Source organism: Kitasatospora sp. NPDC057518, from assembly GCF_042802075.1.
Classification (GTDB): Bacteria; Actinomycetota; Actinomycetes; order Streptomycetales; family Streptomycetaceae; genus Kitasatospora.
On record NZ_JBHVEU010000459.1, the window covers coordinates 1 to 7,132 of the forward strand.

Annotated in this window: 6 protein-coding genes; 1 reads left to right on the plus strand and 5 read right to left on the minus strand. The window is 73.1% G+C overall.

What is annotated here, in order from left to right; genetic code table 11:
• Window positions 1–47: 47 nt before the first annotated feature.
• The 4 genes from ACFU7Z_RS33090 to ACFU7Z_RS33105 all read right to left on the minus strand — a co-directional run bounded on the left by ACFU7Z_RS33090 (window position 48) and on the right by ACFU7Z_RS33105 (window position 4,562).
• Window positions 48–854 carry an enoyl-CoA hydratase/isomerase family protein gene (locus ACFU7Z_RS33090; protein WP_380781584.1) on the minus strand — a complete coding sequence of 269 codons (807 nt, stop codon included), beginning with the start codon at window positions 852–854 and terminating at the stop codon, window positions 48–50.
• 301 nt (window positions 855–1,155) lie between these two features.
• Window positions 1,156–1,389 (minus strand): helix-turn-helix domain-containing protein, encoded by a 234-nt coding sequence (locus ACFU7Z_RS33095; protein ID WP_049658450.1) that lies wholly within the window; start codon window positions 1,387–1,389, stop codon window positions 1,156–1,158.
• A 327-nt stretch (window positions 1,390–1,716) separates the two neighbouring features.
• Window positions 1,717–3,315, minus strand: coding sequence for an ABC-F family ATP-binding cassette domain-containing protein (locus ACFU7Z_RS33100; protein WP_049658446.1), 1,599 nt, complete (start codon window positions 3,313–3,315; stop codon window positions 1,717–1,719).
• 236 nt (window positions 3,316–3,551) lie between these two features.
• Window positions 3,552–4,562, minus strand: coding sequence for a hypothetical protein (locus tag ACFU7Z_RS33105; protein ID WP_380781586.1), 1,011 nt, complete (start codon window positions 4,560–4,562; stop codon window positions 3,552–3,554).
• 369 nt (window positions 4,563–4,931) lie between these two features.
• Here ACFU7Z_RS33105 and ACFU7Z_RS33110 point away from each other — a divergent pair, with 369 nt between their 5' ends.
• On the plus strand, window positions 4,932–6,173 hold the full coding sequence (locus ACFU7Z_RS33110) for a glycoside hydrolase family 26 protein (RefSeq protein ID WP_074001611.1): 1,242 nt from the start codon (window positions 4,932–4,934) through the stop codon (window positions 6,171–6,173).
• Window positions 6,174–6,177: 4 nt separating this feature from the next.
• Here ACFU7Z_RS33110 and ACFU7Z_RS33115 read toward each other — a convergent pair.
• Window positions 6,178–7,132 (minus strand): GNAT family N-acetyltransferase (locus ACFU7Z_RS33115; RefSeq protein ID WP_380781588.1); only part of this gene is annotated, 955 nt, incomplete at its 5' end.

The following is a 7,132-nucleotide window of genomic DNA, read 5'->3' on the forward strand; positions in this document are numbered from 1 at the left end:
GCCCGGGGGAATCTCCCCGGGCCGGGCCCCGCGTCATCACCGTGCGGTCAGTCGCCGATCCCGGCGAGCTCCCGCAGCCGACGGGCCTGCGCCGCCCGTTCGGCCGAACGCTGCTCGTCGAAGGAGCGCCCGGCGGCGCCCTGCAGCAGCGCCTTGGTCTCGATCACCGCGCCGCGCGGAGCGGCCAGCAGCGCCGCCGCGAGGTCCCGGGCGGCGGCGTCCAGCTCCTCGCCCGGCACCACCAGGTTGGCCAGTCCGATCGCGGCGGCCTCCTCGGCCCCCACCCAGCGGCCGGTCGCGCAGATCTCCAGCGCCCGCGCGTAGCCGACGAGTTCGGTGAGCGGCTTGGTGCCGGCCAGGTCCGGGACGAGGCCCAGCGAGGTCTCCTTCATCGCGAACTGGACATCCTCGGCGACCACCCGCAGGTCGCAGCCGAGGGCCAGCTGGAAGCCCGCGCCGACGGCGTGGCCCTGGACCGCCGCGATGGAGACCAGGTCCGGACGGCGCCACCAGGTGAAGGCCTCCTGGTACGAGGCGATGGCGGCGTCCAGCTCCTGATCGGAGGAGGCGGCGAGCTGGAGGAAGGTGGGCTCGCCCGGGATGCCCTCGGGGGTGAACATGGCCCGGTCCAGCCCGGCGGAGAAGGAGACCCCCTCCGCGCGCAGCAGCACCACCCGGACGCTGCCGGGAAGGTCGCACCCGGCGGCGGCGAGGGCGCGCCAGAGCGCGGGCGACTGGGCGTTGCGCCGCTTGGGTCGGCACAGGGTCACGACGGCGAGTTCACCGTCGATCTCCAGGCGGACGCCGTCCCGCTCCCAGCTCGGGGCCTGCGGGTCGGTGGCGGGAGCGGTCATGCGGGGAACCTCCGGTGGCGAGGGACGTGGCTACCGGAGAGTAACAAACCTCGACGCGCAAGGGCAGGGGCCCCGACCGGGAAGGATCGACGGGGCCCGGGGCACTCGGCGGGGGAACGAAGGAGACGGTCCCGGGAGAAATGAACGGACTTCGGAAAACGGGGGACGGACGACACCCCGGACATGACGATCGGCGGCCGGTCCACACGACCCGAGGGCGGACGCCCGGCTGAATGGTCAACCGTCGTCTCCTCGGTCGGCGTCCTGCCGCCGCGTCATCCAGCCAATGGCTGACGAACCGTCAGGAACTGGCCCCGGCAGTCGCTTTGTTCTTGCCCCGCGTGGCACCGCCGCGGCCCCGGAGAATGACTCCGGATTCGCTCAGCATCCGGTGCACGAAGCCGTACGAACGACCGGTCTCCTCCGCGAGAGCGCGAATGCTCGCCCCGGAGTCGTACTTCTTCTTGAGATCGGCCGCGAGCTTCTCACGCGCGGCACCGGTCACCCGGCTGCCCTTTTTCAGAGTCTCGGCCACCCGTGCCTCCTCGTAGCGTTGCTCGGTCAGATTCCCATGATCACCCATCCACCGCGTCCTGGCCACCCATTCGACAAGGTCGATGTCGGAATTGCGTGGTCCACCGGTGGTGATCCGAGCGCAGCAGGGCGCTCACACAGAGTGCGCGCCCCCGGACTGATGCCGCTGTTTGCCGAAAAAGAGCTGATCAGCAGCGTCGGCCCGACCACGATCGAGTGGCGGGCCGACGGAAAGTCCTTAAACGGAATCCAGGTCTACTTCATTCCCGGACACGCCGAAAGGACTAGATATTCTCATCCAAAAAGCGGATCTCGCGTCTACTTCCGGTCAGGCCAGCGAGACCAGATCGGCGTAGCCCGGGTTCCACAGGTCCTCCACGCCGTCCGGCAGCAGGATGATCCGCTCCGGGTCGAGCGCCTCGACCGCGCCCTCGTCGTGGGTGACCAGCACGACGGCGCCGGAGAACTCGCGCAGCGCGCCCAGGATCTCCTCGCGGCTGGCCGGGTCGAGGTTGTTGGTGGGCTCGTCGAGCAGCAGCACGTTGGCGGAGGAGACCACCAGGGTGGCCAGCGCCAGACGGGTCTTCTCACCACCGGAGAGCACCCCGGCCGGCTTGTCCACGTCGTCCCCGGAGAACAGGAAGGAGCCGAGGATCTTGCGGATCTGCACCAGGTCGGTGTCCGGCGCGGCCGAGCGCATGTTCTCCAGGACGCTGCGGTCCGGGTCGAGCGTCTCGTGCTCCTGGGCGTAGTAGCCGATCTTCAGGCCGTGGCCCGGGATCACCTCGCCGGTGTCCGGCGCCTCCACTCCGGCCAGCATCCGCAGCAGGGTGGTCTTGCCGGCGCCGTTGAAGCCCAGCACGACGACCCGGGAGCCCCGGTCGATCGCCAGGTCGACGTCGGTGAAGATCTCCAGCGAGCCGTAGGACTTGGACAGGCCGCTGGCGGTCAGCGGGGTCTTGCCGCAGGGGGCCGGGTCGGGGAAGCGCAGCTTTGCGACCTTGTCGTTCACCCGGACCTGCTCCAGGCCGGAGAGCAGCTTGTCGGCGCGGCGGGCCATGTTCTGCGCGGCCACCGTCTTGGTCGCCTTGGCGCGCATCTTGTCGGCCTGCGCGTTCAGGGTCGCGGCCTTCTTCTCGGCGTTGGCCCGCTCGCGCTTGCGGCGCTTCTCGTCGTCCTCGCGCTGCTGCTGGTACTGCTTCCAGCCCATGTTGTAGACGTCGATGGCGGAGCGGTTGGCGTCCAGGTAGAAGACCTTGTTGACGACCGTCTCGACCAGGTCGACGTCGTGCGAGATGACGATGAAGCCGCCCTTGTAGGTCTTCAGGAAGTCCCGCAGCCAGACGATCGAGTCCGCGTCCAGGTGGTTGGTGGGCTCGTCGAGCAGCAGCACGTCGGAGTCCGAGAAGAGGATCCGGGCGAGCTCGACGCGGCGGCGCTGACCACCGGAGAGGGTGTGCAGCGGCTGGGCGAGGATGCGGTCCGGCAGACCCAGCGCGGCGGCGATGGTGGCGGCCTCGGCCTCGGCGGCGTACCCGCCCTTGGTGAGGAACTCGGTCTCCAGCCGGGCGTACTTCTTCATCGCGTTGTCCCGGGTGGCGCCCTGGCCGTTGGCCATCCGGTCCTCGTTCTCGCGCATCTTCTTCAGCACGGTGTCGAGGCCGCGGGCGGACAGGATGCGGTCCTTGGCGAGGACGTCCAGGTCGCCGGTGCGCGGGTCCTGCGGGAGGTAGCCGACCTCGCCCGAACGGGTGACGGTTCCGGCGGCCGGCAGGCCCTCGCCGGCCAGCACCTTGGTGAGCGTCGTCTTGCCGGCGCCGTTGCGGCCGACCAGGCCGATCCGGTCACCGGCGGCGACCTTGAAGCTCGCGGACTCGATCAGGATCCGGGCACCGGCACGCAGTTCGAGGGCGTTGGCGGAAATCATGGCTGGGGACTACTCCTGGGACGTGGGCGGGCGGCCGGGTGCGACGGACCCGGGGCCGGGTTGGCATGAGGGGGGCTTCATCGGCGGTCGGCGCGGCCCTCGCGGCGCCGCCGCCCGCTATTGCCCGGAGAAGATAGCCATGACGGCAAGTCTACCGGGCCCCGTACCGCCCCCGGGGAAGTACCGCCCAGGGGTATCCACCGGCCCGCCGGCCCACCGACCGGAGGCCGTCCCGACTACTGGGGCTGCCCGGTCGGCTGGTCCCCCGCGGGGGCTCCGGCGGCCGCCGGAGCGTCCGGGGCCAGGTTCGCCGCCGGGTCCTGGCCGGCGGCCGGGTCCGCCGCGCAGCCGCCCTGCGGCCGGACCGCCGCGAACGGCGCCCCCACGCTGCCGCAGGCCGTCTCGGGCGCGGCCGCCTTGGTGTCGAACACCCGGGGCGGGACGACCGGGCCGTCGGTGATCTCCACCCGGCTGCGGTCCAGCACCTTGACCGTGGCCGTCGGGCCGGTGCTCGTCGACCAGCCGTTGCTGTCCAGCCGGTAGCCGGTGATGCCGCCGGAGACGGCCTGCCCGCCGCTGTTGGTGCAGGTGCGCGGGATCAGCACGGCGTAGTCGGTGTGGACGGCGCGCAGCGGGTCGTAGACGCAGCCGCCGGAGGGCTTGTCGTTGTAGCGCAGGTCGCCGTCGGCGTCGCGCAGGCCCATGGTGAGGTTCGGGGTGACCAGGGCCAGCCAGGGCGAGCCGTCCCGCTGGACGGTGTGCAGCGCGGCCGCGGCCCGCTGCTTGGCGAGCGCCTTGCGCTGGGCGTCGGTCCGCTTGTCGGCGCCGGGCTCGCCGTCGCCGTGCAGCCAGTCGGCCAGGCCGGGCACCACCCGGTGCCAGCGCACCTCGTGGTCGCCGGGGCGCACCGAGGTGACCATGCCGTCGTCCCAGACCACGATCGCGTTGTCGCCGGCCATCGCCAGGTAGAGCGCCTCGACGCCCTCGCGGCGGTAGGACCAGGCCTGCTCGCCGGTCTGCTGGTGGAAGGCCTCCAGGCCCGGGCCCACCCGCAGGTCGAGGTCGGCCGAGCCGAGCGACTCGGAGTTCACCGGCGTCGCCCCCGCGTCGCCCGGTCCCGCGACCCGGTCGCCGAACGGCACCGGCTTGTTCGCGTGCGCCGCCGCCCCGGCCGCAAGGACCAGCACCACCGCCGAGGCAGGCAGGATCGAGCGGGGGGTCAGTACACGCAGAGGCTTCCAGGACACGGCCGGAGCGTACCTTTCACCGGGTACGCGAGTCAGCCCGGTTCCGCCCCCGCCGGGCCCCGCCGGGCGTCCGCCGGGCCCCGCGCGCCCTCCCCGCGCGCCCGCCCGCCCACCTGCGCCGTCGGGGCCGTGGCCGCTCCGCCGGGTCCGCCGGAGCGGGCCGGACGGGCCCGGCCGGACCGTTACAGATCTGATACCTGAGCACCGGCCACCGGCCGTTGCGGCAGACGGCGTTCGAATGGCGCCCACTTTAGGGTGACATTCGGCTTTTTCGTCCCCCTTCGGGCCTACTGTCGGCCAGCGGGGCGTCACGGTCCGTCCACGCCGAGACCGTGCGCCCCGCCCACGCGACGTCCGGAGGAGAGCACCATGCGAATCGGCCGCCTGACGCTGGCCGCCGCCACCCTGCTGCTGATGGCCACGGCCAGCGTCCCGGCGGGGACGCCGTTCAGCCAGACCGAACGGCACACCCTCTCCTCGGACGCCGTCGAGCCGCGCGGCGCGGCCCCCCGCCCTCCGGTCCAGCGGCCGAACCACGAGCCGCCGTTCGGCGCCTTCGTCGGCTCCTGGGACAACCACATCCCGCAGATCCGCCAGTACGCGCAGTGGCTCGGCGACGCGAACATGCAGGTCGGCCACACCTATCTGGCGGGCAACGACTGGAGCGACATCGAGGGCGAGGCGATGGTGCTCGGCCTCTGGTCGCAGTGGCGGCAGGCCGACCCGTCCCGGCTGCTGGTGCTCGGCGTGCCGATGCTGGTGCCCAACGAGGCGAACGTGCCGGACGGCGAGGTCGCCAGGCTGCTCGCCCAGGGGGAGCGCGGGGACTTCGACGCGCACTTCCTCAAGCTCGCGCGCCGGCTGGTCGCGCTGGGCGGCGCGGACACCGTGCTCACGCTCGGCTGGGAGATGAACGGCACCACCTACACCCACCGCTGCAAGCCCGACCCGTCCGCGTGGAAGGCGTACTGGCGGCGGATCGTCGGGGTGATGCGCTCGGTGCCCGGCCAGCGCTTCCGCTTCGACTTCGCCCCCAGCCGGGGCCTGGACGCCGTCCCGTGGACCAAGTGCTACCCAGGCGACGACGTGGTCGACATCATCGGCATGGACAGCTACGACCAGCCCGCCGGCGGCACCTTCGACGACTACGTGCGCGAGCCGTACGGCCTCCAGGACCAGGTGGAGTTCGCCGCCAAGCGCGGCAAGCCGGTCTCGTACCCGGAGTGGGGGCTGTTCCGCAACGGCGACAACCCCGAGTACGTGCGCCGGATGGTCGACTGGATCCGCACCCACGACACCGCCTACCAGACCGTCACCGACTACTGTCCGCACGGCTTCTTCGAGTGCGACCGCAATCCCCGCTCGGCGACGACGTTCAAGCAGCTGATGTCCGGTTCGAAGGGGGCCCCGGTGCCGGAAGGGGTGCCGGCGCCGCCCACCGCCCCGGCACCGGCTCCGGAGGACCCGCCGGACGCGCCCGCCGTACCCGCCGCCCCCGCCGTGCCCGGGGGTGGCGCCACCCCGAGCCGGGCGGCGAGCCCGTCGACCCGTCCGACGGCCCCCAAGCCGACGCACAAGCCGACGGGCGGCGCGCGGCACGCCCGGCACTGAGCGGTCAGCTGCGGCGGCGGGCCAGCAGCGCCTCCTTGAGGCGGGGGAAGCGGGTGCGCAGCTGGTGCGCCGCCGCCTGCCGGGCGCGCACCGCCCCGGCCCGGACGGCGGCCGCCGGTGCCGCCCCCGCCGGGCCGAGCAGCAGCCGCTGGTTGGCCAGCTGGTCCGGCCGCCACCGCTGCTTGTACGGCTCCTGGCCGCGCAGCAGGCCGAGCAGCGGGACGCCGGCGCCGACCGTCTCGTCCAGCGCCGCGCTGAACAGCAGTCCGGCGATGTCCAGCCGCTCGCGCAGCACCGGGTGCGCACCGTACATGTACAGCCCGCCGAAGGACGGGCAGAGCAGCAGCAGGTTGACCGCGACCAGCTGGCCGTCCAGGTGGAACTGGTGGACGGCGGCCCGGCCGGCGGCGACCAGTCCGGTGCTGGACTCGGCCAGGTGCCGGGCGAACCGCTCGGTGCGGTGCTCGGGCGTGACGCCGCGCGCCTGCCACTGCAGGAAGTGCAGCCGCAGCATCGCGTCCAGCGCCTGCGGCACCTCCGCCACCGGGGTCGAGCGGACCTCCACCCCGGCCTCGGCGATCTTGCGGAGCTTCACCCGGCTGCGCTGGGCGGTCTTGCCGGGCACCCGCTTGAGCAGCCGGTCCATCGGGACGGCCGGCAGGTACTGGCAGAGCGAGTCCTGGTAGCGGCGGCGGCTGCCGCGCCAGTGCCCGTACACCCGGTGCACCGCCGCCTCGGGGTGCACCTCGCGCAGCTCCAGCCAGTGCCAGGGGCGGGTGAGCGGGAGCGCGGCGGCGAACTCGGCGGCGGCCCGGTCGGCGCACTCGTCGTCGAGCAGGACGTCGGTGTAGTCGACCAGCCCGCCGCCGAGGCCGGTCAGGCCGCCGAGCGGCCCGCCGCGGCGTACGAAGGCGCCCGCGCCGACCAACCGGCCGTCCCGGCGGACCAGCACCACGAGC

Bases quoted from the DNA above. Each gene is read 5' to 3' on its own strand.
- ACFU7Z_RS33090 (WP_380781584.1), bottom strand. From the start codon at position 854: ATGACCGCTCCCGCCACCGACCCGCAGGCCCCGAGCTGGGAGCGGGAC.
- ACFU7Z_RS33100 (WP_049658446.1), bottom strand. From the start codon at position 3,315: ATGATTTCCGCCAACGCCCTCGAACTGCGTGCCGGTGCCCGGATCCTG.
- ACFU7Z_RS33110 (WP_074001611.1), top strand. From the start codon at position 4,932: ATGCGAATCGGCCGCCTGACGCTGGCCGCCGCCACCCTGCTGCTGATG.